Source organism: uncultured Streptococcus sp. (genome assembly GCF_963545685.1).
Lineage (GTDB): Bacteria > Bacillota > Bacilli > Lactobacillales > Streptococcaceae > Streptococcus.
The window spans coordinates 1-24,560 of record NZ_CAUUKN010000023.1 but is presented as its reverse complement, the minus strand read 5'-3'; the positions used below and the strand labels follow the sequence as shown (position 1 = coordinate 24,560).

Below are 24,560 nucleotides of genomic sequence, written 5' to 3'. Positions count from 1 at the left end.
TGAAAATACAAAAAGACAAACGCCAAAAATGACGTTTGTCTACGTTCTGAAACCATGAAAATCTTATTTTCATGGTTTTTAATTCAATTATTTTACTTCAGTAAAGATTACGTGTTTACGCAATTTTGGTGAGTATTTTTTCAATTGAAGACGGTCTGGAGTGTTACGTTTGTTTTTTGAAGTAAGGTACAAGCGTTCACCAGATTCTTTGTGTTCAAGTGTAATATTTACGCGCATGGTATCTCCCTTCTATTATTCAGCTGATGCAGCTTTAGCGATCTTACGTCCTTTGTAGTATCCTTTAAGTGATACACGGTGTGAACGTGAGTAATCTCCAGTTGTTTCGTCAAATTGTACTGATGGAGCAGTCAATTTGTAGTGTGTACGACGTTTGTTTTTCTTCGCTTTTGAAGTGTGACGTGCAGGTACTGCCATTTCTTTATTTCCTCCGAATTAATATTTATGTTCTTGATTTTAAATCAACTATAACAGAATAACATATCTTTATTGTAAAGTAAAGTTACTTGACAAAAACTTTTTATCAACATATATAGTTAAAAGTTATATAAATTGATAGTAAATACATATTTCACAGCTATAACGGTAAGTGCTAGAATAGGCTTATTATAACATTAAGCGAAAGAATAAAAAGGAGTAAATAACTATGAGTAAAGTACATTATCATTTTGATCATGTTGGTTCTTACCTTCGTCCACAAGCTCTAAAAGAAGCACGTGAAAAGTTTGCCAATGGTGAGATTTCGCAAGAAGAATTGCTGAAAGTACAAGATGAATTGGTTAAGGAATTGGTTAACCATGAGGTAGAAAATGGTCTTCAAGTCGTTTCTGATGGTGAATTTGGTCGTTCTTGGTGGCACCTTGATTTCCTATGGAACCTAACTGGTTTTGAAGCTTACCAACAAGAAGATTCATATAAATTCCATGGTGCTAAGACACGTACAACCAACGTTCGTATCAACGGTAAAATTGCCGAAAATCCCAATCATCCTTTCTATCGTGACTTTGAATATCTTAAATCAGTGACTCCTGCAGGAATCACTCCAAAAGTAACTATTCCAAGTCCATCACTCATCATTAAACGTGACCACCGTAGTGATCTTTATGCAGATTACTATGATTCATGGACTGATTTCCTTGATGCTTTGGCTAAAGCTTACCATGATACCATCCAACATTTCTACGATTTGGGTGCACGTTATGTGCAATTGGATGATACAACTTGGGGGTATTTGATTCAACAGTTTGAGAATGAAAAAAATAATCCTGAGAAAACAGCTGAGTTGGCAAAAATTGCTGAGGATGATGTATACACTATCAATAAAGCTTTGGAAGGTCTTCCAGAAGATTTGACTTTGGCTACTCATATTTGTCGTGGGAACTTTAAATCAACTTATCTTTTTGAAGGTGGCTATGATTCAGTAGCTAAGTATCTTGCTCAATTGAACTATGATATCTTCTTCTTGGAGTATGATGATGCGCGTTCAGGTAGTTTTGCACCACTTCCAACGATTTGGAATAACCGTGATCATGTTGAATTGGTACTTGGTGTGATTACTTCTAAGGATCCTAACTTGGAAGATGTAGATGCTGTCATTGCTCGTATCCATGAAGCGGCTGAACTTGTACCACTTAAGAACCTTGGTATCTCAACTCAATGTGGTTTTGCCTCAACTGAAGAAGGCAATATCTTGACTGAGCAAGACGAGTGGAATAAATTGCAATTGATTAAAACTATTACTGATAAGGTTTGGTCAGAATAGAGAAAGTTCAGGGGACAGGCTCAGCTTGTTCTCTCTTTTTATGAATATAGAAAGGAAGTGTCAAAATCTATAAAGAGATGGGACAGAAGATTTTAGATGTTGTATGAGGAAAGGAGAAGGTTCAGAATCTCACAAACTGTGCTAAAGATTTACGTTTTACTTTAGCAGATGATTCTAAAGCAGATGATAAAGTTGTTCAAACTATCTAAGGTGTTGTGAGTTTGGCTAAGAGTGGTGGCCGGTATCAAGTTATTATTGGGATTGATGTACCAAATATATACCGCGCAACGGAAGGTTTGTTGGACCTAGAAGAAGTATCTAAGGAATCATAGAAAAAACATGATAGAATTCCCCTTTCAAAGCTTTTTAGCCTTTATTTCTGGGGAGGTCACACCAATCTTACCGGAAATTACAGCAGCTGGGTTGATCCAAGCTGTTTTGTCTCTTCTAGTGGTTTTTAAGTTAGTATCTGTAGATGATATTAACTATCAAATTCTGATTGTTATTGGTGATGCTGGCTTTTATTTTTTATCTGTATTTTTAGGTACTTCAGCAGCTCGACAGTTTAAGACAAACGTTCAATTGGGGATGTTGATTGATACTATTTTATTACACCCAACTTTTACTCAGAGTGAGGCAACTGCTAGGAAAGATTAATCATTGTGGTAGGCCGAGAGGTCTGTTTCTTTCTTACGTTGAAAAATCCTCCACCATTTCCCAAAACCCATATAAATTATGATAGAATAGAGTGATTATATCTGTAATAACGGAAAAGGAGGGCAGGTCTATTTGAGGCCTGTATCATCATTATGAAACTTCAAAAACCTAAGGGAACGCAGGATATTTTACCTGCTGATAGTGCTAAATGGCAGTACGTGGAGAATGTTGCACGTGAAACATTTAAAAAATATAATTATGGTGAAATTCGTACGCCTATGTTTGAACATTACGAGGTCATTTCACGTTCAGTAGGTGATACAACTGACATCGTTACTAAGGAAATGTATGATTTTCATGATAAGGGAGATCGTCATATTACGCTTCGACCAGAAGGAACAGCACCGGTTGTACGCTCTTATGTGGAAAATAAACTCTTTGCACCAGAGGTTCAAAAACCTGTTAAAGTTTATTATATTGGATCAATGTTCCGTTATGAACGTCCTCAGGCAGGTCGTTTGCGTGAGTTCCACCAACTGGGTGTGGAGTGCTTTGGATCAAAAAATCCAGCAACAGATGTTGAAACAATTGCCATGGCCTATCAACTCTTTAATAGGCTTGGAATTAAGGAGGTTACTCTTCATTTGAATAGCCTTGGAAATACTGAGAGTCGTCTGGCTTATCGTCAAGCCTTGATTGACTATTTGACACCAATGCGTGAGAGTTTGTCAAAAGATAGCCAACGTCGTCTGGATGAAAATCCTCTGCGAGTGCTCGATTCAAAAGAAAAAGAAGATAAGGTTGCAGTTGAAAATGCTCCATCTATTCTTGATTATTTAGATGAAGAAAGTCAAACTCACTTTGATGAAGTGCGTGCCATGCTCGATAGTCTTAACATTCCATATGTGATTGATACTAATATGGTACGTGGTCTGGATTACTATAACCATACGATTTTTGAATTTATTACCACTATTGACAAGTCTGAATTAACAATCTGTGCGGGCGGTCGCTATGATAGTTTGGTTGAATATTTCGGTGGTCCAGAAACAGCTGGTTTTGGTTTTGGACTTGGTTTAGAACGTTTGCTTTTGGTTCTTGATAAACAAGGCATTAAACTTCCGGTAGAAGAAAGTCTTGATGTCTACATTGCAGTTCTAGGTTCAGAAGCTAATGGTAAAGCACTCGAGTTAGTTCAAGCTATCCGTGATCAAGGATTTAAGGCAGAACGTGATTACCTTGGCCGTAAGATTAAGGCACAATTTAAGTCAGCAGATACCTTCAAGGCCAAGACTGTTATCACATTAGGTGAGAGTGAAGTGGAGTCAGGTAAGGTTAATGTCAAAAATAATGCTACTCGTGAGGAAGTTACTGTAAGTTTTGAAGAGTTAACTAAAAACTTTGCAACAGTCCTCAAACAGTTAGAAAAGTAGGGGGCATATGGTTAGTATAGTTGATATGCTCAAACGGAGTGAAAACTTTAGTTTGGCTTTTGATCGTAGTATGCCCATTCGTTTCCAACAACAGTTTTGGCAGTTGATTGCATTTCTCGATAAACATGAGATTACGTGGTTTAATGATGAGCCTGCGAGTGATCATGCTATGTGTCAACAGTTGCTTGGTCAAGTTTGGCGCCAGGATTGTCAAGACGTAGTTTTGAATTTTGAAACCCAGGAACGCTATTTGGGTTGGCAAGTAGACGAGGAAACTGATGAACTTAGTGTTATCATTGAAGATGTTTATGGTTTCCGTTGGAATAGTTTGCTTGATTTAGAAACAGCTGATTACCGTTTTGAAGATTTTGAAGAATTTGCTGAAGATTATGTGGATACTAGTGAATTGTTGAAACAATTTGGTAAAAAGTTTTATAAAAAAGAAAGTCTATTAAAATTCTAACCTGAAATGGGTGGGGTTTTGATAGGCTTTTTGCTATAATAGTTAAGACTAAAAAATTAACGAAAGAAGTGTATTTATGGAACGTTCTATGTATGCCGGTCGTGTTCGTAGTGAACATATCGGAACTACTATTACTTTGAAAGGTTGGGTATCTCGTCGTCGTAACCTCGGAGGTTTAATTTTTATCGATCTTCGTGACCGTGAAGGTTTGATGCAGTTGGTTGTTAACCCTGAAAATGCTGATGCAGCAGTTGTTGAAACAGCTGAGAGCTTGCGTAGCGAATTTGTTATTGAAGTAACAGGAACAGTTGAAGCGCGTGAACAAGCTAATGATAACTTGCCTACAGGTGCTGTCGAACTTAAAGTTGAAGATCTTAAAGTCCTTAATACTGCCAAAACAACACCGTTTGAAATCAAAGATGGTGTTGAGGCTAGTGATGATACACGTATGCGTTACCGTTACTTGGATCTTCGTCGTCCAGAGATGTTGGAAAACTTTAAGCTTCGTGCCAAGGTAACTCATGCCATCCGTAATTATCTTGATGACTTGGAATTTATCGATGTTGAAACACCAATGTTGACAAAATCTACACCAGAAGGTGCACGTGATTATTTGGTTCCAAGCCGTGTTAGCCAAGGTCATTTTTATGCTCTTCCGCAAAGCCCACAAATAACTAAACAATTATTGATGAATGCTGGTTTTGACCGTTATTATCAAATTGTAAAGTGTTTCCGTGACGAAGATTTGCGTGGTGACCGTCAACCTGAGTTTACACAAGTTGACTTGGAGACTTCTTTCCTTAATGAGCAAGAAATCCAAGACATTACAGAAGGATTGATTGCTAAGGTGATGAAAGAAACTAAAGGGATTGAAGTGACACTACCATTCCCACGTATGTCTTATGATGATGCTATGAATAACTATGGATCTGACAAGCCAGATACGCGCTTTGACATGCTTTTACAAGACTTGACAGAGATTGTCAAGGATGTAGACTTCAAAGTATTTGCTGAGGCACCAGCTGTTAAGGCGATTGTTGTCAAAGGAAATGCAGATAAGTATTCACGTAAAAGCATTGACAAGTTGACAGACTTTGCCAAGCAATTTGGTGCTAAAGGTCTTGCTTGGGTTAAGATGACTGATGGAGCTCTAGCAGGTCCAGTTGCTAAATTCTTGACAAGTATTGAAGAAAAATTGACAGATGCTTTACAGATTGAAGAAAATGATTTAGTTCTTTTTGTAGCAGATACACTTGAAATCGCTAATAACACACTTGGTGCTTTGCGTAATCAAATTGCTAAAGAGCTTGACATGATTGACAACACTAAATTTAATTTTCTTTGGGTTGTCGATTGGCCGATGTTTGAGTGGTCTGAAGAAGAGGGCCGTTATATGTCTGCCCACCACCCATTCACTTTGCCAACAGAAGATTCTGCAGCAGAACTCGAAGGAGATCTTTCTAAGGTACGTGCTGTAGCCTATGATATTGTCTTGAATGGTTATGAGCTTGGTGGTGGTAGTCTACGTATCAATCATAAAGACTTACAAGAACGTATGTTGAAAGCCCTTGGTTTCTCTGAAGAATCTGCCTATGACCAATTTGGTTTCCTTCTCGAAGCTATGGACTATGGATTCCCACCACATGGTGGCTTAGCCATCGGGCTTGACCGTTTTGTTATGCTTCTTGCAGGTAAAGATAATATTCGTGAAGTGATTGCCTTCCCTAAAAATAATAAGGCATCCGATCCTATGACTCAGGCTCCAAGTCTTGTGGCTGATAAACAGTTGGAAGAACTTGCCCTTCATGTAGAATTAGAAAATGAATAAAGCACCTCTTCAAAAACATGTTAAGTATGTAGCGAAAAAATCTGCAAAGAAAATGGGAGTTTTGCAAGCTGCACGTAGTATCTCTCGTGAAAAATATACTGAAAAAGTTTCAGCGTCTATATTCTATGGACTCTTGTCATCAATTGCCGTGAATTTCTTTTTTCAACCTGGACATGTCTACTCTAGTGGAGCTACAGGGTTGGCGCAGGTATTATCAGCATTGAGTGTTAGGACTCTGGGCTTTGAGATTCCAGTATCATTGACTTTCTATGCGATTAATATCCCACTCTTGATTTTAGCTTGGTATAAGATTGGCCATAAATTTACCATCTTCACCTTCATTACGGTAACAATGAGCTCCCTTTTTATTCAGATGATGCCTCATGTGACCTTAACGGAGGATCCATTGATTAATGCTATTTTTGGTGGTCTGGTCATGGGAACAGGGATTGGTTTTGGTTTAAAATCACGTATCTCTAGCGGAGGAACAGATATCGTCAGTCTCACAATTCGTAAGAAAACGGGTCGTGATGTTGGGAATATCTCCTTGATTGTCAACGGTATTATCATGATTTTTGCAGGTATTCTTTTTGGCTGGAAATATGCTCTCTATTCTATGATTACAATTTTTGTTTCTAGTCGAGTAACGGATGCGATTTTCACTAAACAGAAGAAAATGCAAGCTATGATTGTCACAAGTAATCCTGATCCAGTTGTAAGGATGATCCAGAAGAAACTCCACCGTGGAGTAACTTTGATTAACGATGCGGAAGGGACTTATAATCACGAAAAGAAAGCAGTATTGCTAGCTATTATTACTCGTGAAGAGTATACGGACTTCAAGTATTATATGAGAAAAGCAGACCCTAAAGCTTTTGTTTCAATCGCAGAAAATGTACATATTCTAGGTCGTTTTGTTGATTTAGATGATTAATAAAGAAGGAAGTTGACGACTGTTTGCTTCCTTTTTTGCTAGAGAGAATTCTTGACGAAATGCCAGCATGGCTTTACAATAACAATATGATTAGATTTTTAATTCCAACTGCAAAAGAAATGAAGCCCAGTAAGGAAGTCCCATCCCAAAAACTATCTGAAAAGAGTGCAGCTATTCTAACAGCAATGGCTAAGTTATCCACAGACGACTTGTCCATAGCTTATAAAACAAAGCCTGAGCAGGCTGAGAAAGAAAAGCAGCGTTGGGATGCAATTTTGTCAGGTGAAGCGAAGAATTACCCGGCTGTCGAGCTTTTTAACGGACTGATGTATCGTCACATTAAACGCAAGGACTTATCCACATGTGAAAAAGATTTCTTCAGTCACCAAGTATTTATCACATCTTCTTTTTATGGGATTATTCCCGCTTTTTATCCGATTCAAGAACATCGTCATGACTTTCATACAAAGGTGAAGGTTAATGGTCAGTCCTTAAAAAACTATTGGCGTGCGGAATATGACCAATTCCTAGAAGAGAGTCAAGTTCCAGTTGTTTCCTTGCTTTCAAGTGAATTTGAAGATGTCTTTAGTCCAAGTCTTCGTAAGCAGTTATTCACAGTTAGTTTTATGGAAGACCGTGATGGTATTCTTAAGACACATTCAACGATTTCTAAAAAGGCTAGAGGAGCCTTCTTGACAGCTGTAATGGAGGAAAATTGTCGAACCATAGATGCCTTACGAGAATTATCCTTTGATGAGTTCAACTATCGTGAGGATTTATCTTCTGATAGTGAATTGTTTTTTGTAAAAAAAGTTAAAAAAGCCTGAGTTACAAACTCAGACTTTTTGTCTCACGAAAACCACTAGCTGTGCTAGTGGTTCCGAAAAGCTTTTAGCGATGTATCAAAAAAGTCCTCCTAAAGTGTTATATTAGATAAGGTTTCCCGACCACTAACTAATATACAAAAGGAGGACCCCTGATGAGACAGGATAATAATAGTTTAGCACATACTACATGGAATTGTAAGTATCATATTGTTTTCGCCCCAAAATATAGACGTCAGATAATTTATGGGAAATACAAAGCAAGTATTGGTCAAATCTTACGGTTATTATGTGAAAGAAAAGGCGTTGAAATTCATGAAGCAGAAGCATGCCCAGATCATATTCACATGTTGGTGAGTATACCACCGAAACTAAGTATTTCCTCATTTATGGGATATTTAAAGGGTAAAAGTAGCTTAATGATATTCGACCGACACGCTAATTTGAAGTATAAATATGGGAATCGCAAATTTTGGTGTCGAGGGTTTTATGTTGATACGGTTGGGCGAAATCAGAAGCGAATTGAAGAATATATTCGAAATCAATTACAAGAAGACGTGATAGCAGATCAGCTCAGTCTTTTCGAGGAATATGATCCGTTTACAGGTGAGAAGAATAAAAGAAAGTAGTTTTAAAGAGACCCGCTAGTCGGGTCAGCTAGCAAAGGTGGTGCTGAAGGGAAACCATTCGGTAGGCCTTTAGGCTTTGGCCGGTAGCAGAGGCTTTCAGCCGAAGAGCAAGCCACCCGTTCTCACGGGTGGTTTTGACTCAATGGGAGATTAGAGGGAGTCTTGTTTTATTGAAGGCTCTTTAAGTCACTCTTCCTTAGCCTTATGCTTGTCCTGCTCTCTTGTCAAAAGAAAAATAGGCATGAAGAGGATAAGTGTCCCAAAAGCGGATTTCAAATTAGTGTCAATAATTGGTGTTCCTAATCGTACATGAAGGATAAGGTTGATTAGGAGTATGAGAAATAGGCTACTGATAATTCCAGCTAAAGCGATTTTTACGAGTAAATAGTCGTTCATTTTAGGTGGTTGATTAGCAGTAGTATCATTTGTTTGATTTCTTGTAAGTTTCATAAGTTATCATCCTCAAAATCTTGGAGATGTCAGTTGAAGTTAAGTTCTTTTATTAGTGTGTGAGATTGTAGAAAGATTTACCCACAGCATAGCTTAGATCATAAGTCAGTTTTGCGGCAGCAATTCCTACTGAAATAGCAGCCCAAGGAACAGTGCCACCTGATACGATTTCGAGTTCTTGAGTAGTCATTTTCTTACGGTTGTTGATTGTTTTAGTCATTGTTCTTGTTCTCCTTTCTTCTTATCGAGCAGTGTCCATGTAGCCGTTGTAGGCACCGATACATACAAGCGTTCCAATAGGTCCTGAAGCAAGACAGAGACCTCCAACGGCAAGATTTGTTTTCCATCCGCCTCCTGTTACTGTAGCCAAATCAGCTATGTTCCTTTCTTTGTTAATCATTGTCATTCTCTTTTTTATTTTTGGTTAGTTTTAAAATCTCTTAACCCCCTAACCACGAGTTAAGAGATATCCTAAGTATGACTTCTCCTTTCAATAAAGTCAGTTATATCACTAGCTTTTGGTGCTTTCCTCAAGCTATGGATTTATTGTAAGGTGAAGAGAAATAAAAAAGTAGTGACATTTATGTCACTATGGCATTGCTAGGGTTTATCAAAGTTTATACTGATGAAAGAAATAATGAGCTTTGATAAGGGATGATCTTATCTAGTCTTGTCTTAAGTTCCCTACTTGCAATCACTTCGATTTATGGTATAATATTTTTCGGAGCAACATCTGTGCGTGAAGCGGGTCAGGGGAGGAATCCAGCAGCCCTAAGCGATTTCAGGTGTGTGCTCTTTTTTTGTGTCGAGGAGGATTTATGGCCAATTTTAGTGTTTTTAAAAATCAAGAAAGCCTTTTTGCTTGTCCTATTTGTCAGGCTTCAATGCATTTGGACCAGTCTAGCTTGGTTTGTCAGAATAGGCATACTTTTAATATCGCCAAGCAGGGCTTTGTAAATTTTTTGAGACAGAACAAGGGAGATAAACACTATGATATGGCTTCTTTTGAAAATAGGAGTCAGATTCTTGCGGCAGGTTATTATGATCCTATCCTGGAGGTGATTTCAGAGCGCTTGCGTGACCTTCCTGGACCTTCGCACGTTCTAGATGTTGCCTGTGGTGAGGGCTATTATAGCCGTCAGTTGGCTTCAGCGTTTGACAAGGATTTCATGGCCTTTGATTTATCTAAGGACTCAGTCCTTCTTGCGGCCCGTCAAAATCCTCAGAAGAATGTGGCATGGTTCGTTGGTGATTTGGCTAAACTGCCCTTGCGTGAGCACAGTATAGACCTGATTTTAGATATCTTTTCACCAGCTAATTATCAAGAATTTGGACGACTTTTGACTAATAAGGGCTTGATTTTCAAGGTTATTCCTCATGAAGATCATCTTAAAGAGTTTCGCCAACTATTACCGGAGGTGCGTACTTACTCTAATCAGGATGTTTTGAAACATTTCCAGGAGTCCTGTGAACTTTTGGAGCGTGTGACTATTGCCAGGACTTGGTCTATGCCATCAGAGCATGTTCAAACATTCGCAGAGATGACACCTCTTTTCTTCCATGTTGATAAGAAGGATTTAAATTTGTCCTCGGTGACGCAATTGACAGTTGCAGGCGAGTTACTGATTGGTCGTATTAAAAATGATAAGTAATCCTAACTGTTGTTGGGATTTTTTTGATGGGAAAATGTCTCGGTTAGCTTGTTTGATTTTCTTAAAAGGTGTATGATGAGGATAAAAATTAAGAGAGCTTTAGTAATGAGTAAAAAGGCGATGACGAATAAAGTTTATAAGAACTACATTTTTGATTTTTATGGAACCTTGGTTGATATCCTAACCGATGAGAAAGATCCTGAGTTATGGGATAAATTTGCCCAACTTTACCAAGCTTATGGGGCGGATTATAAGGGTGAAGGTCTTAGAAAATCTTATGCAAAGCGTGTGGCTCAAACTCGTAAGGAGTTAATAGAGCTTAAAGGAATTGCTTATCCAGAAGTAGACTTAGCTCACATTTTCAACCAGCTTTATGTAGATGGTCGCTCTCAGTCTAGTTGCCTTAATCAGCCAGAAGGCTGGGGTCAACTGATAGCTATGGTCTTCCGCGTCTTATCTCGTAAGCAGTTGTTAGCTTATCCTCATACCAAGGAGGTTTTGACCTTTCTAAAAGAGCAGGGATGTCATCTTTATCTCTTGTCTAATGCTCAAGCAGCCTTTACTAACGCCGAGATTGACCTAATGGAGTTAAGATCTTGTTTTGATGCCATTTATTTGTCTTCGGATGCGGGTATCTGTAAGCCTCAACCAGAATTTTTAAAGCAAGTTCTAGATAACCATGGGTTGAACCCATCTGAGACTGTCATGGTTGGCAATGATTTGACGACGGATATTGCTGTAGCTAAAGCGGTTGGGATTGATGGAATCTTGCTGAATACCTTCCCTTATTCTCGTCAAGAGCTAGAGAAATCCCCAATCAAGCCAGACCGAGTGATTACAGATATAGAGGCTCTAAAGACGGTTTTTACATAAAAATACATTCTATTTGGCAAAATCAAAGACAATTATCAGGAATTTTGGTATAATAATTCCTAACTTTATGTGAATGGAGAATCTCATGACTGCACAAAAAATGTCTGCACAAGAAATTATCGCTTTTATCGGTAATGCAGAAAAGAAAACAAATGTTAAAGTAACTTTTGAAGGGGAATTGGCAACTGCTGTTCCAGCCTCTGTCACTAAGCTTGGCAATGTTCTTTTCGGTGACTGGAAAGATATCGAGCCCCTTCTTGCGAATTTGACGGAAAACAAGGATTATGTTGTGGAACAAGATGGCCGCAACTCAGCTGTTCCATTGCTTGATAAGCGTCACCTTAATGCCCGTATCGAGCCAGGTGCCATTATTCGTGACCAAGTAACGATTGAAGACAATGCTGTCGTTATGATGGGTGCTGTAATCAATATCGGGGCAGAAATCGGTGCAGGTACTATGATTGATATGGGTGCTATCCTTGGTGGCCGTGCTACTGTTGGTAAAAATAGCCACATCGGTGCGGGTGCAGTCCTTGCGGGTGTGATTGAACCAGCTTCAGCAGATCCAGTACGTATCGGTGACAACGTTCTTGTTGGAGCTAATGCTGTTGTGATTGAAGGTGTTCAAGTAGGTAACGGTTCAGTCGTTGCCGCTGGAGCTATCGTTACTCAAGATGTCCCTGAAAATGTGGTTGTAGCTGGTGTTCCAGCTCGCATCATCAAGGAAATCGATGAAAAAACACAACAAAAAACAGCACTCGAAGACGCTTTGCGTAACTTGTAATATATTGATAGTAGAGGTCCGTAAGGCCTCTATTTCTAGATTCTCTATAAAATAAATATAAATAAAAAGGACAAAAACATGACACTTGATTTAATCAAAATCAGACGAGACCTTCACCAAATTCCCGAAATTGGTTTGGAAGAATTTAAAACGCAGGCTTATCTCTTAGAGCGTATTGCTGAAATGACTGAAGGTAAGGACTTTGTGGAGCAACGTACTTGGCGTACAGGAATCCTTGTTTTTCTCCATGGGTCTGCACCTGAGAAAACTATTGGTTGGCGTACAGATATTGATGGTCTTCCGGTTGAAGAGGAAACAGGTCTTCCCTTCAAGTCTACTCATGAGGGTCGTATGCATGCCTGTGGTCACGATATTCATATGACGACAGCGCTTGGACTTCTTGACCAAATGGTTGAGGTTCAGCCTAAAAATAACATGCTCTTCCTTTTCCAGCCGGCTGAGGAAAATGAAGCTGGTGGTATGCTTATGTATGAGTATGGTGCTTTTGGAGATTGGCTGCCAGATGAGTTCTATGGCCTCCACGTCCGTCCGGATTTTAAGGTAGGGGATATTGCTACAAATACGAATACCCTTTTTGCTGGAACTTGTGAAGTCCTCGTTACTTTCAAAGGAAAAGGAGGACACGCCGCCTTTCCACATGAGGCTAATGATGCATTAGTAGCAGCTTCTTACTTTATTACACAGGTACAAACTATTGTCAGCCGTAATGTTGATCCTATCCAAGGTGGGGTAGTTACCTTTGGTTCTTTCCATGCAGGAACGACCAACAATGTTATAGCTGAAACAGCAGAGGTCTATGGAACTATTCGTACCCTTACTCTAGAGATGGGTCGTCTCATTCAAAAGCGTGTGCGACAAATCGCAGAGGGTGTGGCAGCTAGCTTTGGTATGGAAGTGGATGTCGTGTTGAAACAAGGTGGTTATCTACCTGTGGAAAACAATCCAGCCTTGGCCAAAGAATTGATGACCTTCTTTGAAGCCAGTCCAGCGGTGAACTTGATTGATTGTTTACCAGCTATGACGGGCGAAGACTTCGGTTATTTGCTTAGTAAGGTTCCAGGTGTCATGTTCTGGTTGGGGATTGATACACCATATGCCCTTCACCATCCTAAGATGAGTCCAAATGAGGATGCCCTTGCTTTTGCAGTGGCTGAAATCGGTAAGTTCCTTAAACATAAGGCAGAAGCCTAATGATAGATGACAAAGCTAAAAAACTACCAAATCTGATTTTTGGTAGCTTTTTTGATATGATAAACCTATGAAAAATAAACTTAGAAAAACAGTATTGGCTCAGTTGACTTCACAAGAACCTGAGACTAAGGCTGAGATAGATAATAATCTTTTGGAGCAATTGATTGCGTCGCCTGCTTATAAAGATGCCCAGGTGATTGCGACTTATTTGGCTTTTCCGCATGAATTTGATACCAGTCTCTTAATCAAGCAGGCCTTGAAGGATGGTAAGCGTCTTTTGATTCCCAAAACCTATAAACAAGGTCGAATGATTTTTGTGGATTACGATCCTGAAAATCTTGTTGTCACCTCTTTTGGTTTGATGGAACCAGCTTCTGATTTGGCTGTCGAAAAGTCGGAGATTGATTTGATTCACGTGCCAGGAGTAGTCTTCAATGCTGAAGGTTACCGTATTGGTTATGGAGCGGGTTATTATGATCGCTATTTGTCTGACTTTGAAGGGACGACAGTGAGTACAGTTTACCCTTGTCAGGAACATGATTTTCAACCAGATAACTATGACATTGCTGTTAAGGAGGTCATCACATGCAAGTAAATGAGTGGAAGAAATACCCTGCAACCTATCTATTGTTGGGTCTCACGACGCTGACTTTTATCTGTCAATATCTTTTAAATAGCTTTCAAGCGACGTCCCCTCTTAGTCTCTTTAAGATGGGAGCTATGTATGGGACCTTCGTTCAATACAATCCCTTAGATCTCTGGCGTCTTGTAACACCTATTTTTGTCCATATAGGTGTCGAGCATTTTCTTTTCAATATGCTCACCCTTTATTTTATGGGAAAGATGGCTGAACAGATTTTTGGTACTCTACGTTTTCTAGGGCTTTATTTGCTAGCTGGTGTTATGGGAAACGCCTTTACCTTGCTTTTTACACCTAATGTTATTGCAGCTGGTGCTTCGACCTCCTTGTTTGGTCTATTTGCTGCTATTGTGATTCTTGGTTATTATAGTCACAGTCCCTTACTCAATCAGTTGGGCCGTAATTATTTGGCTTTGATTGTTATTAACTTAATCTTCAACCTATTTACACCTAGTGTTGGGATTACAGGTCATCTCGGTGGTTTAGTTGGGGGTGCTCTGGCAGCTATCTTTTTGGCCAATAAGGTTGAAAGTCGCCTTTTTAGTAAGGGGTGGCGTTCCACTGCCCTTTTAACTTACGTTATACTCTTGCTAATTGTCCTAGGCTTTACTTATCTTTAAATTAAATGAAAAATCCATCGAATCTAATAGTCGATGGATTTTATATTAGTCTTTTTTAGTTGGTTTGCCTTCAAGTTTGTGGCCTAATTCAATAAGGTATTGCTTGAGGTCATCTTTTACTTGAGGGTGTTTAAGTGCGTAATCAATAGACGTCTTCATGAAGCCAAATTTATCACCGACATCATAACGATCTCCTGTAAATACACGAGCAAAGACACGTTGTGTTTTGTTAAGAGTATCGATAGCATCAGTCAATTGGACTTCATTCCCAGCACCTGGTTCTTGATTTTCTAAGATACCAAAAATTTCAGGTGTTAAAAGGTAACGTCCGATGATAGCAAGATCACTTGGTGCATCTTCTGGATTTGGTTTTTCAACGAAAGTTTCAACGCTGTAACGCCCATTTTCACCTGGGCCCTGAGGAGCGATAACACCGTAAGCAGAGACTTCTTCATGAGGAACAGGCATAACTGCAATAGTAGATGCATGTGTCTCCTCATAATCATTAATAAGTTGCTTAGTCAAAGGTACCGCTTTGTCGTTAGTAATATCCATGAGGTCGTCACCAAGCATGACAACAAAAGGTTCATTTCCGACAAATGCTTTGGCTTGAAGAACAGCATCTCCGAGACCACGTGGGTGACTTTGACGGATAAAGTGGAGATTAATAGCAGTAGTGTCATTAACCAATTTCAACAAGTCGGTCTTACCTTTTTGTTCCAAATTATATTCTAACTCGAAGTTTGAGTCAAAATGGTCTTCGATAGAGCGTTTTGACTTACCGGTAACAACCAAGATATCTTCAATACCAGATTTGAGAGCTTCTTCAACGATAAATTGGATGGTTGGTTTATCAACAATTGGCAACATTTCTTTAGCCAATGCTTTAGTAGCTGGTAAAAAGCGTGTTCCGAGTCCTGCAGCGGGGATGATAGCTTTTCTAACTTTTTGATTCTTCATGAGAACTCCTTAGATCTTTTATTTTTTATCCCATTCATTTTCAGAGCGCAATTCATTGGACATCATATTGAGAATAGATTCCTTGATATCAGCACCCTCATAGATAGATTTGTAGATTGCTGTTGTAATTGGCATGTAGACGCCAAGTTCTTGAGCGATTTCGTAGGCAACCTTAGTGGTTGAAATTCCTTCGATAACCATACCCATGTTACGTTCAATGTCTTCTAGTTTTTCGCCACGACCAAGCGCATCCCCAGCACGCCAATTCCGTGAATGGACAGAAGTTCCAGTAACAATAAGATCACCAACTCCAGATAGACCGCTGTATGTCAAAGGGTCAGCTCCGAGTTTTACACCAAGACGAGTAATTTCTGCCAGTCCTCGAGTAATTACGGCTGCCTTAGCATTGTCTCCATAGCCCATACCATGGAGAGCGCCAGCACCGACTGCGATAATGTTTTTAAGGGCACCAGCTGTTTCAACACCAATCACATCAGAGTTGGTGTAAAGACGGAAATAGCTATTACTGAAAATACTTTGGACATAGCTTGCCGCTTCAAGGTCCTTAGATGCTGCTGTAATCAAGGTGATATCACGAACAATAGTTTCTTCAGCATGACTTGGACCAGATACAACGACAATCTCACTTCGCATTTCCGCAGGAATCTCTTCTTCAAGGATTGTTGAGAGGCGTTCGTGAGTTCCTGGTTCCAAACCTTTTGAAGCATGCATGATAACAACTTTGTGGTCCAAAAGTTCAGCAACTTGCTTAGCAACTAAGCGAGTGACCTTAGTTGGAACGACGAAGAGGATAGCATTAACACCATCTAGGGCTTCAGATAGCTCTTTGTAGGCTTTAATGTTTTCATCCAAAACCACATCTTTGAAATAACGGGTATTGGTGTGTTTTTCGTTGATTTCATCAATTTGTTCAGGGATGTTTCCCCAAATACGGACCTCGTGTCCGTTGTCGTTGAGTACCTGAGCGAGAGCAGTTCCCCAAGAACCAGGGCCCAAGACAGCGATTTTTTGTTTTTTCATCATTCGGTCTCCCTTTAGGTCCTTTCTAACAAAGCAGAAAAAGACTATATTCTTTCTCATTATAACATAAGAAAAGCGTGTTTGTCTTGTACGCTCTGTTAGGAAGACTGATGGCTATTTATTTTTTAGCCAATTTTTGGCAATGTAGCCTCCAATGAGAGCAGCCATAAGAGTTCCGCCAATTAGGATTAGAGCATGATTGGCTGTGAATGGAACCATAACTTGGTCTACATAATCTTGTGTTTTGCCTTTGGCTAAGAGTTGTGCACTGTAGGCTTTAGGAGTCAGCCACATGGTCACTATAGGTGCCAAGTTTCCTAGAGAAAAGACCATATAGGAGAGTAGATTTAGTTTATCATTTTCATAGTTGCCTTTCTTGGCAAGTAAATCAGCGCCAAGGCCGACCAGCAAACTTGGAAGGAAGGTTAGCACAAAGTGACCAGAGGCAAAGAAGAAGAGGGACATGAAGAGACCAAGGCAGGTAATAGCCCCAAATTGCTTGGTCTTATGGATTAGCCCTAAATAAACCCAGCCCGAAAAGATAGCTGCCAAAGCAGGTGTATGGTACATGTTTTTGACTTTAAAAAAGATTAAATCAATCGCAACTGCAATGGTTAGGCATATAAAATACAGTAGGAGAGCTCGGCAGGTTTGCTTGATAAATATTTTTTGACGCATGTAGTCTCCTAATCAATGTGAGGTGTTTTGGTTTTATTGAGCCAAGCATAAGCCAAACCAATGAAAAGTCCTCCACCAATCCAGTTACCGAAGAAAACGACTATCCACTGACGTAGAATATTTGCTAATGTGAAATTGTCCACAGCAGCACGGACACCGTTGAAACCGAGCAACATGAAAGATGCAAAGTTTGCAATCAAGTGTTCATTCACCAAAAAGACAAACATAAAAATGGCTGATAGAGCAATGAAAATCTTGGCAGACTCTTCTTTGAGGAGCATATAGCCCAAGATGGCAAGGTTAACGAACATATTAGCAGTAATACCTTCAGTAAAGTTCATCCAGTCTGTTTTTCCAAGCTTAGTTGAGACAGCAGTTACCAAGAAACTCTTATCTGTCAGATGATTGAAAGAGAAGGATTGGTTGAAGAACCAGGCCAAGATGAGGGCACCAACAAAATTAAAGAAGGTACAGTAAAGGAGGATGGTGCAGGCCTTACTCCACTTGATTTTTCCATAATAGGCACCACTGCTTAGGAACATCATGTTTGAAGTAGCTAACTCTCCATTGAAAATGAGCACGAAGACCAGTCCGATGGCAAAGATAAAAGCAAAGACGAAGCGGGAAAGGGCTGGAATACCGGTAGCGATAACATCCGCACCAATAATTCCTACAGCCGTTGACATGGTGAGATATGCTCCTGCAAGCATGGAACGTAAGGCATAGCGGCCAAGGCTTTCATTGAAGAGAGCTTCTTTTTTAGCGCAAGCAGCAAAAACTTTTTCTTGGAATTGAGACATAAGTTTACCTCTAAGTAGTGTGACATGGAGCATGAATAGATACACATGCTCGGGTGAATGTTAATCTAAGATGACCATAAAAAAAGTCAGGACAGTTGTCCCAACTTTTCCAAGTCTTAATGTGAGGATGCTCCAGATGTAGCATCTGCGGCTGGAGCTGCATCGCCACCGTGACCGCCAGCATCTGATGCTCCAGATGTTGCGTCGCTACCGCCATGACTAGCTGCAGCCGGTGCAAAAGGACCACTTCCTCCGACTAGGCGTTGACCAGTTGTTTCGAGATACCAGTCAAGCCATGGTTTAAAGTTAAAGACGATTTCATTGATTCCTGCATAAGAACCATCATCATAGTACATAGCCTGATAGTTATGCGTGTTGATAACCCCTTCAGGTGAACCAGGAACAATTGTACGCACATATTCTTGGTTGCCGTTACGAAGGGTACCGATAACCCATTCCACATTTTTCATACGAGCTGGTGGAAGTGAGCCGTGAACAGTCGACATACGGCTACCTGATTGAGGTGGCACACGTTTAGCAAACATGGTATCAGGATCTTGATGGGCATTATTGTAGTAGAGGAACTGGTTGTTATCATCGGCATAGGTTAGTTCAAATGGCATGGCCTTGAGGAACATGTCAATTTGGTTAACCGTCAAAATACCGTGATCTAGTTTAACATAAGTGTCGCCGGAAACTGCGCCTGTGAGTTCAGCTACTTTTTCGACCCATTCTGGGTCATCAGGGTCGACTTCTGTAATAGTCGTAGCGATTGGTTTGTTACAATCCAAGTCTTCTGGTTCAATTGGTTTTGGTTTTTTCAATTTAGAAACCACTCCTACATATTGGATGAAATTATCTAAGCATTGTTCAAGGAAGTTAATAGTACCTTCATTGGTAATATTACCCTCAAGGTCAAAGGCTTCTTTGGCCTTGCCAAGCAAGAATTCATTACCTGGAAGAGTATAAGCGTTGACGCCAGGTGCTTCAAGGATTTTACGCAAATGCACTTGGGCACGTGAAGTTCCTTGGTCGTAGTAAGAAGCACCAACAATCATAACAGGCTTGTTTTCAAATGGGTGCACTTCGAATGAGAGCCATTCTAATACTGACTTAAGTGCTGCAGAGATAGTGTGGTTGTGCTCAGGTGTAGCAATGATAACACCATCAGCGCGTGTAATTTTGTTATTAAGTAAGCGAAGTTGGAAACTTTCATCCCATTTTTCATCTTGATTAAACATAGGGACTTCATCGATTTCTAAAACTTCAAGTTCAAATTTAATTTTAAAATGTCTTCTGATAAATTCGAGCAGTTTACGATTATATGATTGATCATAATTTGCTCCAACGAGTCCAACAAATTTCATAGTTTATATTCTCCTGTCTTATAGGCTTTCCCAGTCAAAGTCTTCAGCTTCTTTATGTAGCAACTCTGTAGCATGTGAGAGTTTACCAGTAATTTTAACGTAGAGACGGAAGTCATCGAAAATAGCATCTAATTTTTTGATGACATCAAGGTCAACTAAATCGCCGTTGCTATCAAAAGCTTGAAGGGAATGTGAGAGCAAGAATTCGTCTGGAAGCACATTAGCTTTGATTTCTGGAGCATTCAAAATTTGACGAAGTTGTAGCTGTGCACGAGAAGCCCCTAGAGTTCCATAAGATGCCCCTGTGATCATAACAGGCTTATTCAAAAGTGGGAAGACACCGTATGAGACCCAAGCTAAAGCATTCATGAGAACAGCTGGAATTGAGTGGTCATACTCAGGAGTTCCAATGATGACACCGTCAGCTTCATCGATTTTCTTAACGATTTCTAGTGCACTTTCTGGCAATTGCTTATTAGCAGGTTTGTTAAAGACAGGAAGATCTTTGATTTCTACAAGTTCAATTTCTGCCTTATCTGCAAAATGCTTCTGAATATATTGCAATAATTGTCTATTAGTTGAACGTTTTGAATTCGTACCAACAAGTCCGATGAATTTCATGACAATTCTCCTTAAAAGTATTATATCTAGTATTATGTTAGCGTTTTCCTAGTCAAAAGTCAATCTTCATTTGATGAGAATACGATTAGACTATTACTTTTGTCATCTTATTTCGAATAGATTATAATAGGATAGATTTAAAAAATATTCTTCTTAAATTCAGTGTGTCTGATTTTACAAGAATTAGTGAACTGATGTATTGAAAGGAAAAATAATGACTAAAATTCGTGGATTTGAACTTGTATCAACCTATAACAATCAGGACTTACTTCCAAAGCGGGAGACTGCCCATGCGGCTGGCTATGACTTAAAGGTTGCGGAGAATACTGTAATTGCTCCTGGAGAAATTGTTCTCGTCCCAACAGGTGTTAAGGCTTACATGCAACCTGGTGAGGTCCTCTATCTCTATGACCGTTCCTCTAACCCTCGTAAAAAAGGTCTGGTCTTAATCAACTCAGTTGGCGTTATTGATGGCGATTACTATGGAAATCCCGGAAATGAAGGACAAATCTTCGCCCAGATGAAAAATATTACTGACCAGCCTGTGACTCTTGAAGTTGGCGAGCGCATCGTTCAAGGTGTCTTTATGCCCTTCTTGATTGTTGATGGAGACGAAGCAGACGGCGTTCGAACTGGTGGATTTGGGTCTACCGGGAAATAGAAAAAAATGGCAGACTATCTATTAGTTGTAGACATGCAATCAGATTATGTTGCTGTAGGAAAAGCATATCATGAAGAACTGACTGCAGCGGTAAATGACAAAATTGCTACCTATCCCAGCGACCGAGTTATCTATATTCTTAATCGTTTTTTCTGGGAGAGAAAAGATAGAAAGAAGAAATTTGCGACCGACTTGCTGGTTGTATCTCCTCGTATCTTTGAGAAGCGTCGAGCTTCTTGCTTTACTAATCCAGATTTAAAAGAGTTTTTAGAGAGAAATGGTGCTAAAAGCTTAGAGTTTATAGGGGTAGATGGCAATGGATGTGTCAAGGCTTCCGTTTTGGCAGCTGTCAAGGAGAATTATCAGGTTTCTGTCGATTTGTCTGCTGTCGGAGTTGCCAACCAGAAGAAATTTCAAAATACATTGTATAAGTGGCATTCTGTCGGAGTAACCGTAGAAGGAGAATTATTATAGCTAAGAAAAAATCAACTTTTGTTTGTAGAGAATGTGGCTACAATTCACCCAAATATCTAGGGCGCTGTCCCAATTGTTCTTCTTGGTCTTCTTTTGAGGAAGAAGTTGAGGTGCAGGAGGTTAAAAATGCCCGTGTCAGTTTGACGGGTGAAAAGTCCAAACCCACTAAATTAAAAGAAGTCTCTTCAATTAATTATGCCCGCATAAAAACTGATATGGACGAGTTTAACCGTGTTTTGGGTGGCGGTGTGGTTCCGGGTAGTTTGGTTCTTATTGGAGGAGATCCAGGAATAGGGAAATCGACCCTCCTCTTGCAGGTGTCTACACAGCTGGCTAACAAGGGGACTGTCCTCTATGTATCTGGAGAAGAATCTGCGGAACAAATTAAGTTGCGTAGCGAGCGTTTAGGTGATATTGATAACGAATTTTATCTATATGCTGAGACCAATATGCAAGCAGTCCGTAGTCAAGTAGAGGCCATAAAACCCGATTTCCTCATTATTGACTCTATTCAGACCATCATGAGCCCGGAGATTTCTGCTGTTCAAGGATCTGTTTCTCAGGTTCGTGAAGTCACTGCCGAACTCATGCAGATTGCCAAAACCAATAACATAGCCACTTTTATTGTTGGGCATGTGACTAAGGAGGGACAACTGGCTGGGCCACGTATGTTGGAACACATGGTGGATACTGTGCTCTATTTTGAGGGGGAACGTCATCATACCTTCCGTATTCTGCGGGCAGTTAAAAACCGTTTTGGTTCAACCAATGAGATTGGGATTTTTGAAATGCAGTCGGGTGGTCTGGTAGAGGTGCTAAATCCTAGCCAAGTTTTCTTAGAAGAACGTCTTGATGGTGCCACAGGTTCTGCCATTGTTGTCACAATGGAAGGGAGTCGACCTATCCTAGCTGAGGTTCAAGCTTTGGTGACACCGACCGTCTTTGGTAATGCAAAACGGACAACGACGGGACTGGACTTTAACCGGGTCAGCCTTATCATGGCTGTTTTAGAGAAACGTTGTGGCCTTCTTCTCCAAAATCAAGATGCCTATCTCAAATCAGCTGGTGGTGTCAAATTGAACGAGCCAGCTATTGACCTTGCCGTTGCCGTTGCGATCGCTTCCAGTTATAAGGAGCTTCCAACCAATCCACAAGAAGCCTTCATAGGAGAAATTGGATTGACCGGAGAGATTCGTCGTGTGACTCGTATTGAGCAGCGTATCAATGAAGCCGCTAAACTAGGTTTTACTAAGATTTATGCTCCTAAAAATTCGCTTCATGGCATGAAGATTCCAGAAGGGATCCAGGTCATTGGGGTCACGACGGTAGGCGAAGTACTCAAAAAAGTCTTTTCTTAAAAATCTAGCTCAAAGCGATATATTGTAAGCGCTTGCAAAAACGCCTATTCGATGCTATACTTTTCTTAAGAATAGGGAGGTATTTATGATGCAATTTTTCACAGACAGCAATATGCAATTCCCGCTGGTAGAGTTAACTCTTAATCAGGGTGAAACGGTTTTTATCCAACGTGGCAGTATGGTCTACCATACACCTAATGTGATCCTCAACACCAAATTAAACGCAAGTGGTTCTGGTGTAGGACGCTTTGTAAAAGCAGTTGGACGGTCAATGGTTTCGGGTGAAAGTACCTTTATTACCCAGGTATTTGCCCAGTCTAATAATGCTTACCTAGCATTGGCACCCGATTCACCAGGTCAGGTTGTACCACTGTATTTGGGCGAAAAGCAGTATCGATTGAACGATGGCGCCTTCCTTGCACTTGATGGTACAGCTTACTATACAATGGAAACTCAATCGATTGGTAAGGCTCTCTTTGGTGGCCAGGGAGGATTCTTCATCATGACGACCCAAGGGCAAGGGACTCTCTTGGCCAATGCTTACGGCTCTATTAAAAAAATTGAGCTAAACAATCAAGAAGTGACTATTGACAATGCCCATGTTGTTGCTTGGAGCCAGACTCTTGATTACAATATTCATTTGGAAAATGGTTTCTGGCAGTCTATCGGAACAGGCGAAGGTGTGGTTAATACCTTCAGAGGAACTGGAGAGATTTACGTTCAAAGTCTCAACCTTCAAACCTTCGCAGGCTTACTTAATAGATACTTACCAAAACGTTCATAAAATAAAGGAGAGTAACCTTGATAGGTACGACTCTCTTTTTTACTTACAGAAGTTGATAGCTGACAAGTTAAGAAAAAGATGATAAGATAGACTGTAGGTAATTTGAATGTCAAATTATTTTCTCCATTAGAAAGTGAGTTATTATGTCTTATTTTGAAAACTTTCTCCATGCCAACAAAGCCTATGTTGACCTCCACGGGACAGCCCATCTTCCCTTGAAACCTAAGACTAAAGTGGCTATTGTGACTTGTATGGATTCACGCCTTCACGTTGCCCAGGCCCTAGGGTTGGCACTAGGTGACGCTCATATTTTGCGTAATGCGGGTGGTCGTGTGACGGAAGATATGATTCGTTCTTTGGTCATTTCCCAACAACAGATGGGGACACGTGAAATCGTAGTTCTTCACCATACAGATTGTGGTGCTCAGACCTTTAAGAACGATGAGTTTACGGCCTATCTTTATAAAGAACTTGGCGTCGACGTATCTGATCAAGATTTTCTTCCATTTACAGACGTAGAAGAGAGTGTTCGTGAAGATATGGCTATTCTTCGTCAGTCGCCACTTATTCCTAAGGATGTTATCATCTCTGGTGCGGTTTACGATGTAGATACTGGACGAATGACTCAGGTCTTCCCTTAATATCGAAAAATTTAGCAGGCCTGATTGTCTGCTTTTTTATAGTTTAATGTAAAAAAACTCAGCTTACTAAAACATGCTGAGTTTTCTTGTTTTAAGAGATGATAAAAATGAGAATCACAGTTCCTAAATAGAAAAGACTAGTAATAAAGAAACTGATGCGCCAGAAAAACTTAAGGAAACGTTTAAATTTAAAGGATTGTGTTTTTCTCAGCATCTGAATCGTGATAATAATAGCTGCTAGTGATAATAAGATGGTGATGTATGGCAGAAAACTATGGGTAAAAAAACGAGCTGATACAGCAATGACTTCAATAAAATAAAGCGGAAAGGTCAAATCAGCAAAATTAAGCCCGAGATATTTTAAACTGAAGAAGCGGTGGATAATAAAAGCAAAGA

At 39.9% G+C, this 24,560-nt stretch carries 31 protein-coding genes and 1 other RNA gene; 20 read left to right on the top strand and 12 right to left on the bottom strand.

The features are described from left to right. Window positions 1-87: 87 nt before the first annotated feature. Both rpmG and rpmF read right to left on the bottom strand, forming a co-directional pair. Window positions 88-237, bottom strand: a complete 150-nt coding sequence (gene rpmG / locus RWZ99_RS05810) for a 50S ribosomal protein L33 (protein ID WP_002262412.1) — start codon at window positions 235-237, stop codon at window positions 88-90. Between the two features lie 15 nt (window positions 238-252). Continuing rightward, on the bottom strand, window positions 253-435 hold the full coding sequence (rpmF, locus tag RWZ99_RS05805) for a 50S ribosomal protein L32 (protein WP_002952208.1): 183 nt from the start codon (window positions 433-435) through the stop codon (window positions 253-255). 229 nt (window positions 436-664) lie between these two features. On the opposite strand from rpmF, the gene RWZ99_RS05800 reads away from it, so the two are divergent. From RWZ99_RS05800 to tnpA, 8 genes are all read left to right on the top strand, one after another. Further along, a complete protein-coding gene (locus RWZ99_RS05800) occupies window positions 665-1,780 on the top strand; it encodes a vitamin B12 independent methionine synthase (RefSeq protein WP_314677023.1) in 1,116 nt (371 codons plus the stop codon). Between the two features lie 339 nt (window positions 1,781-2,119). After that, the gene (locus RWZ99_RS05795) at window positions 2,120-2,437 is read left to right on the top strand and encodes a hypothetical protein (RefSeq protein ID WP_314677022.1); all 318 of its coding nucleotides are present in this window, start codon (window positions 2,120-2,122) and stop codon (window positions 2,435-2,437) included. Between the two features lie 152 nt (window positions 2,438-2,589). Then, on the top strand, window positions 2,590-3,870 hold the full coding sequence (hisS, locus tag RWZ99_RS05790; protein ID WP_314677021.1) for a histidine--tRNA ligase: 1,281 nt from the start codon (window positions 2,590-2,592) through the stop codon (window positions 3,868-3,870). Window positions 3,871-3,877: 7 nt separating this feature from the next. Next, complete coding sequence (locus RWZ99_RS05785; protein WP_314677020.1) at window positions 3,878-4,333, top strand: hypothetical protein; 456 nt, start codon at window positions 3,878-3,880, stop codon at window positions 4,331-4,333. Between the two features lie 76 nt (window positions 4,334-4,409). Next, on the top strand, window positions 4,410-6,161 hold the full coding sequence (aspS, locus tag RWZ99_RS05780; protein WP_314677018.1) for an aspartate--tRNA ligase: 1,752 nt from the start codon (window positions 4,410-4,412) through the stop codon (window positions 6,159-6,161). After that, a complete protein-coding gene (locus tag RWZ99_RS05775) occupies window positions 6,154-7,095 on the top strand; it encodes a YitT family protein (RefSeq protein ID WP_314677017.1) in 942 nt (313 codons plus the stop codon). Before aspS ends, RWZ99_RS05775 begins: the two co-directional genes overlap by 8 nt. An 86-nt stretch (window positions 7,096-7,181) precedes the next feature. Beyond that, window positions 7,182-7,922, top strand: a complete 741-nt coding sequence (yaaA, locus tag RWZ99_RS05770) for a peroxide stress protein YaaA (RefSeq protein WP_314677016.1) — start codon at window positions 7,182-7,184, stop codon at window positions 7,920-7,922. A gap of 152 nt (window positions 7,923-8,074) precedes the next feature. Continuing rightward, window positions 8,075-8,548: an IS200/IS605 family transposase gene (gene tnpA, locus RWZ99_RS05765; RefSeq protein WP_002891962.1), complete on the top strand. Its 474-nt coding sequence runs from the start codon at window positions 8,075-8,077 to the stop codon at window positions 8,546-8,548. A 186-nt stretch (window positions 8,549-8,734) separates the two neighbouring features. On the opposite strand, the gene RWZ99_RS05760 is transcribed toward tnpA, so the two are convergent. From RWZ99_RS05760 to RWZ99_RS05750, 3 genes are read right to left on the bottom strand one after another with little or no spacing between them, the layout of a single operon-like run. Beyond that, the gene (locus tag RWZ99_RS05760; protein ID WP_314677012.1) at window positions 8,735-8,998 is read right to left on the bottom strand and encodes a hypothetical protein; all 264 of its coding nucleotides are present in this window, start codon (window positions 8,996-8,998) and stop codon (window positions 8,735-8,737) included. Between the two features lie 52 nt (window positions 8,999-9,050). Continuing rightward, window positions 9,051-9,218 (bottom strand): class IIb bacteriocin, lactobin A/cerein 7B family, encoded by a 168-nt coding sequence (locus tag RWZ99_RS05755; protein WP_314677010.1) that lies wholly within the window; start codon window positions 9,216-9,218, stop codon window positions 9,051-9,053. Window positions 9,219-9,239: 21 nt separating this feature from the next. Continuing rightward, a complete protein-coding gene (locus RWZ99_RS05750; RefSeq protein WP_314677008.1) occupies window positions 9,240-9,398 on the bottom strand; it encodes a class IIb bacteriocin, lactobin A/cerein 7B family in 159 nt (52 codons plus the stop codon). A 318-nt stretch (window positions 9,399-9,716) separates the two neighbouring features. On the opposite strand from RWZ99_RS05750, the gene ffs reads away from it, so the two are divergent. The 7 genes from ffs to RWZ99_RS05715 all read left to right on the top strand — a co-directional run bounded on the left by ffs (window position 9,717) and on the right by RWZ99_RS05715 (window position 14,779). Continuing rightward, an RNA gene (gene ffs / locus RWZ99_RS05745) (signal recognition particle sRNA small type) lies at window positions 9,717-9,802 on the top strand. Between the two features lie 14 nt (window positions 9,803-9,816). Further along, the gene (locus RWZ99_RS05740) at window positions 9,817-10,650 is read left to right on the top strand and encodes a putative RNA methyltransferase (RefSeq protein ID WP_314677007.1); all 834 of its coding nucleotides are present in this window, start codon (window positions 9,817-9,819) and stop codon (window positions 10,648-10,650) included. Between the two features lie 120 nt (window positions 10,651-10,770). Next, entirely contained in the window at window positions 10,771-11,523 is a 753-nt protein-coding gene (locus RWZ99_RS05735) for an HAD family hydrolase (protein ID WP_314677006.1), read from the top strand. 85 nt (window positions 11,524-11,608) lie between these two features. Then, on the top strand, window positions 11,609-12,307 hold the full coding sequence (gene dapD, locus RWZ99_RS05730; protein WP_002886999.1) for a 2,3,4,5-tetrahydropyridine-2,6-dicarboxylate N-acetyltransferase: 699 nt from the start codon (window positions 11,609-11,611) through the stop codon (window positions 12,305-12,307). A 78-nt stretch (window positions 12,308-12,385) separates the two neighbouring features. Beyond that, the gene (locus RWZ99_RS05725; protein ID WP_314677005.1) at window positions 12,386-13,519 is read left to right on the top strand and encodes an N-acetyldiaminopimelate deacetylase; all 1,134 of its coding nucleotides are present in this window, start codon (window positions 12,386-12,388) and stop codon (window positions 13,517-13,519) included. Between the two features lie 67 nt (window positions 13,520-13,586). Next, window positions 13,587-14,114 carry a 5-formyltetrahydrofolate cyclo-ligase gene (locus tag RWZ99_RS05720; protein WP_314677003.1) on the top strand — a complete coding sequence of 176 codons (528 nt, stop codon included), beginning with the start codon at window positions 13,587-13,589 and terminating at the stop codon, window positions 14,112-14,114. Continuing rightward, entirely contained in the window at window positions 14,105-14,779 is a 675-nt protein-coding gene (locus RWZ99_RS05715) for a rhomboid family intramembrane serine protease (RefSeq protein ID WP_314677002.1), read from the top strand. Before RWZ99_RS05720 ends, RWZ99_RS05715 begins: the two co-directional genes overlap by 10 nt. Before the next feature lie 45 nt (window positions 14,780-14,824). Here the strand turns inward: RWZ99_RS05715 and galU are convergent, their stop codons facing one another. The 6 genes from galU to RWZ99_RS05685 all read right to left on the bottom strand — a co-directional run bounded on the left by galU (window position 14,825) and on the right by RWZ99_RS05685 (window position 20,246). Next, complete coding sequence (gene galU / locus RWZ99_RS05710) at window positions 14,825-15,739, bottom strand: UTP--glucose-1-phosphate uridylyltransferase GalU (protein ID WP_314677001.1); 915 nt, start codon at window positions 15,737-15,739, stop codon at window positions 14,825-14,827. A gap of 18 nt (window positions 15,740-15,757) precedes the next feature. Then, a complete protein-coding gene (locus RWZ99_RS05705) occupies window positions 15,758-16,780 on the bottom strand; it encodes an NAD(P)H-dependent glycerol-3-phosphate dehydrogenase (RefSeq protein ID WP_314676999.1) in 1,023 nt (340 codons plus the stop codon). Between the two features lie 114 nt (window positions 16,781-16,894). Further along, window positions 16,895-17,458, bottom strand: a complete 564-nt coding sequence (locus RWZ99_RS05700) for an MptD family putative ECF transporter S component (RefSeq protein ID WP_314676997.1) — start codon at window positions 17,456-17,458, stop codon at window positions 16,895-16,897. An 8-nt stretch (window positions 17,459-17,466) separates the two neighbouring features. Next, entirely contained in the window at window positions 17,467-18,258 is a 792-nt protein-coding gene (locus RWZ99_RS05695) for a formate/nitrite transporter family protein (RefSeq protein ID WP_314676995.1), read from the bottom strand. 116 nt (window positions 18,259-18,374) lie between these two features. Further along, on the bottom strand, window positions 18,375-19,625 hold the full coding sequence (locus RWZ99_RS05690; RefSeq protein WP_314676993.1) for an NAD(P)H-dependent oxidoreductase: 1,251 nt from the start codon (window positions 19,623-19,625) through the stop codon (window positions 18,375-18,377). A gap of 18 nt (window positions 19,626-19,643) precedes the next feature. Continuing rightward, window positions 19,644-20,246 carry an NADPH-dependent FMN reductase gene (locus RWZ99_RS05685; RefSeq protein ID WP_314676992.1) on the bottom strand — a complete coding sequence of 201 codons (603 nt, stop codon included), beginning with the start codon at window positions 20,244-20,246 and terminating at the stop codon, window positions 19,644-19,646. 214 nt (window positions 20,247-20,460) lie between these two features. On the opposite strand from RWZ99_RS05685, the gene RWZ99_RS05680 reads away from it, so the two are divergent. The 5 genes from RWZ99_RS05680 (at window position 20,461) to RWZ99_RS05660 (ending at window position 24,164) form a co-directional block, all read left to right on the top strand. Next, complete coding sequence (locus RWZ99_RS05680; RefSeq protein WP_314676991.1) at window positions 20,461-20,907, top strand: dUTP diphosphatase; 447 nt, start codon at window positions 20,461-20,463, stop codon at window positions 20,905-20,907. A gap of 6 nt (window positions 20,908-20,913) precedes the next feature. Next, complete coding sequence (locus RWZ99_RS05675; RefSeq protein ID WP_314676989.1) at window positions 20,914-21,381, top strand: isochorismatase family cysteine hydrolase; 468 nt, start codon at window positions 20,914-20,916, stop codon at window positions 21,379-21,381. Further along, window positions 21,378-22,739, top strand: a complete 1,362-nt coding sequence (radA, locus tag RWZ99_RS05670; protein ID WP_314677026.1) for a DNA repair protein RadA — start codon at window positions 21,378-21,380, stop codon at window positions 22,737-22,739. The genes RWZ99_RS05675 and radA overlap by 4 nt, the downstream gene beginning before the upstream one ends. Window positions 22,740-22,827: 88 nt before the next feature. Further along, window positions 22,828-23,523, top strand: a complete 696-nt coding sequence (locus tag RWZ99_RS05665; RefSeq protein WP_314677024.1) for a TIGR00266 family protein — start codon at window positions 22,828-22,830, stop codon at window positions 23,521-23,523. A gap of 143 nt (window positions 23,524-23,666) precedes the next feature. Next, a complete protein-coding gene (locus tag RWZ99_RS05660; RefSeq protein ID WP_314676988.1) occupies window positions 23,667-24,164 on the top strand; it encodes a carbonic anhydrase in 498 nt (165 codons plus the stop codon). A gap of 91 nt (window positions 24,165-24,255) precedes the next feature. On the opposite strand, the gene RWZ99_RS05655 is transcribed toward RWZ99_RS05660, so the two are convergent. Continuing rightward, window positions 24,256-24,560, bottom strand: a 305-nt coding sequence (locus tag RWZ99_RS05655) for a DUF3397 family protein (protein ID WP_314676986.1), incomplete at its 5' end; no start/stop codon positions are given.